Below are 3,174 nucleotides of genomic sequence, written 5' to 3'. Positions count from 1 at the left end.
CGCAGCATGCCCCCGACCAGCCAAGATCGGCACTCCTAACGAAGCACTACTAGGGTCTGTCCGGCGGATCAATGTGGGAGCCGAACGCCCTTGGTGCTCGGCTGACTTGATCACCAGTGTCAGTCGGTATCGTGCATCGTCCCGCTGCTGTTCCGATTCTGGCGGGATACCGAGTGGAAGGCAGGACGGTGTTCGCGGAGCTGGAGGCGGGCGATCCGCGTCAGGTGGGCCGGTACCGGATCGTGGCCCGGCTCGGCGCGGGCGGCATGGGCCGCGTCTTCCTGGGGCGCTCGCCCGGCGGCCGGACTCTGGCGGTGAAGGTGGTGCGTCCGGAGCTCGCCGAGGATGCCGGGTTCCGGCAGCGATTCGCCCGCGAGGTGGCGACGGCCCGCCGGGTCACTGGTGTCTTCACCGCCGCGGTGGTCGACGCCGACCTGGAGGGATCTCCCGCGTGGCTGGCCACCGAGTACGTACCGGGGATGCCCCTGGGAGAGGCGATAGCGCAGTACGGGCCGTGGCCGGAGACGGCCGTCCTGGCGCTCGGGGCGGGGCTGGCGGAGGCGCTGGAGGCCATCCACGAGGCCGGGGTCGTCCACCGGGATCTCAAGCCGTCGAACGTACTGCTGGCGTCGGACGGCCCGCGAGTGATCGACTTCGGGATCTCGATGACGGACGAGGTGAGTGGGCTCACCCAGACCGGCATGGTCATCGGAACGCCCGGCTTCATGGCCCCGGAGCAGCTGGCGGCGGGCGGGCAAGTCGGTCCGGCGAGCGATGTGTTCTCGCTAGGGGCGGTGCTGGTCTTCGCCGCGACCGGATCCGGGCCGTTCGGATCCGGCGCGCCCCATGCCCTGCACTACCGCATCGTCCACGAACAGCCCGACCTGAGGGCCCTGCCTCCGCGGCTCTGCGCCGTGGTGGCGAGATGTCTGGCCAAGGAGCCAGCGGAGCGGCCCACAGTGGCCGCGCTGTTGGAGGAGCTGTCCCATGCCTTGCGCGACGAGGGGCAGGAGGCGCCCGGGCCGCACTCCGAGTACGGCTGGCTGCCCCGGCTGGTGGCCCAGGCGCTCCAGAAGCAGAGCCGCACGGCAGCCGCACGGCAGCCGGAACAGCCGACGCCTCCGGAGCGGTCGGCGGACGCGGCCGCTCACCAGGCCCCCACCCGGACCGGCAGAGCACCCGGACCGGCCCCGGCCCACCCGCCGACCGCCCTCGCGGCGTCGACGCCGTCGGCACCGACGCCCCCAGTACCGGCGACTCCGCCCCCGACTCCGGTGGCAGCCCAGAACGACGCCGCCCCGAGCCGTACCCGCCGCCAGGTCCTGGCCGCCGCCGCAGCCGCCTTGGGCACCGCGGGCATCGGCTTCACCGCCTGGAAGCTCATCGGCGACAGCGGCGGCACCGGCAACGAGTCATCGGGTGACTCGTCCGGCCAGGGGTCCGGCGGGCACGGCTCCTCCGACAGCAAGGTCAAGAGCGGCACTTTGCGCTGGTCCAAACCCAAGTTCATGGCGCCATCCACCCCGTCGGTCGCCGACGGCACCGTCTACATGGCCCATGTGGGCAGCACTCGCGACGAGGAGCCGTCCCTCCGCGCTCTCGATGCCTCTGACGGTGAGCAGCGCTGGACCGCGCCCATGCCCAATCAGCCGTCGGACGCGTCCCCGGTTTTCGTCGACGGCACCGTCTACATGGCCGGTGACGGCGGGTTGCACGCCATCGACACCGCCGACGGGAGCCGACGCTGGACCTTCCCATTCCCCGACAAGCAGCTGGCCACGTCCCCGGCGGTCGCCGACGGCACCGTCTACATCGGCGGCAGCAAAGGCAGGCTGTACGCCGTCGACGCGGAGGCCGGACGGCGGCGCTGGCTCTACCGCTACTCCGAGAACAAATGGGGCACCGCCGCGGCCGCCCCGGTGATCGCCGATGGCATCGTCTACATCGGTGGCGGCAAAGGCGAGCTGAACGCCGTCGACGCCGCCACCGGGCGGGAACGCTGGACCCGCCCGTCGAAGGACGACTACCCGGTGCTCGATTCCGTGGCGGTCGCGGACGGCACCGTCTATTTCAGCAATGACGCCCTGCTGTACGCCTTCGACGCCACCAGCGGAAAGCGCCGCTGGACCCTTCCCACCAGCAACGGGTTCTCCAGGCCTGTCGCCGCCGACGGCGCCGTCTACCTGCACGACTACGACGGTAACCTGTACGCCGTCGACAGCACGAGCGGAAAGAAGCGCTGGAGCTTCCCCCTCAACGGCGACGTGCAGGGCAACCCGTCCGTCGGTGACGGCACGGTCTGCTTCGGTGGCAAAGAGGGCAAGGTGTACGCCGTCGACGCCGCCACCGGCCGCCGACGCTGGGTCTTCAACGTCCGCAGCGAGGCTCAGGACGACAAGACGGAGATCAAGGTGCCTCCCGTCATCGCCGAAGGCATGGTCTACTTCACTGCCTCCGACGACACGAGGTTGGTGCCCCCCACCCTGTACGCGCTGGTTCTCTGACCAAGCCCTAGAGCCCCAGGTCCCCCACCACTACCGAACCAGGTCCACCACGGAGTAGAGAGCTACGCCGTAGACGGTCATCACGACCAGCACCCAGGCGCACGACTCCAGGCGCCTACGGCGCGCACGGCGGGACATCAGCGCCCACAAGGGATTGCCCGGTGGTTCTACGCAGCAGCCAGTACCCCTGGTGCGCACCCCGCCCAACGGCTGGGCGACACACTGCAAGCGGCTGCCGGTATGGCGACTCTCGGCGAGACTGACCGGGCCCTGCATATGGTCGACGAGGCGGAACAACTCTCGGACAAAGCAGCAGCCATGGCACCGCCCGAGACCGCATACTGGCTCACGCCCTCGTTCAACCGGCTCAACATGGGACTGTGCACGTTGGCCCTGGGGCGATACGACGAGGCGGTGGACCACCTGTCAACTGGCCTTGCTGGCCTGCCCGAAGAATTGCATACCGCTGAGTGGGGCTGGGAGCATCGCGAAGCACTACGCAAGGCCCGAGAGGCAGCCTAGAGCTGTCGTGATTCCACCAGCCGCAGTCTGCAACCGGCCGTGAAACGCAGAAAGCCCCCGTACCGGAACCCGGTACGGGGGCTTTCTCTACAATTAGTTCGGCGGCGTCCTACTCTCCCACAGGGTCCCCCCTGCAGTACCATCGGCG

General features: G+C 69.6%; 2 protein-coding genes. Both read left to right on the top strand.

Translation table 11 applies throughout. The features are described 5' to 3' along the window. Positions 1-173: 173 nt before the first annotated feature. Entirely contained in the window at positions 174-2,504 is a 2,331-nt protein-coding gene (locus U9R90_RS34670; protein ID WP_411061343.1) for a PQQ-binding-like beta-propeller repeat protein, read from the top strand. Between the two features lie 240 nt (positions 2,505-2,744). Beyond that, positions 2,745-3,026, top strand: coding sequence for a hypothetical protein (locus U9R90_RS34665; RefSeq protein WP_411061341.1), 282 nt, complete (start codon positions 2,745-2,747; stop codon positions 3,024-3,026). Positions 3,027-3,174: the final 148 nt, after the last annotated feature.

The organism is Streptomyces sp. E11-3 (assembly GCF_046540415.1).
Taxonomy (GTDB): Bacteria; Actinomycetota; Actinomycetes; order Streptomycetales; family Streptomycetaceae; genus Streptomyces.
This window is presented reverse-complemented; position numbering and strand designations above follow the sequence as displayed.

Excerpts from the sequence above, each read along its gene's own strand:
- U9R90_RS34665 (WP_411061341.1), top strand. The coding sequence starts at position 2,745 with ATGGCGACTCTCGGCGAGACTGACCGGGCCCTGCATATGGTCGACGAG.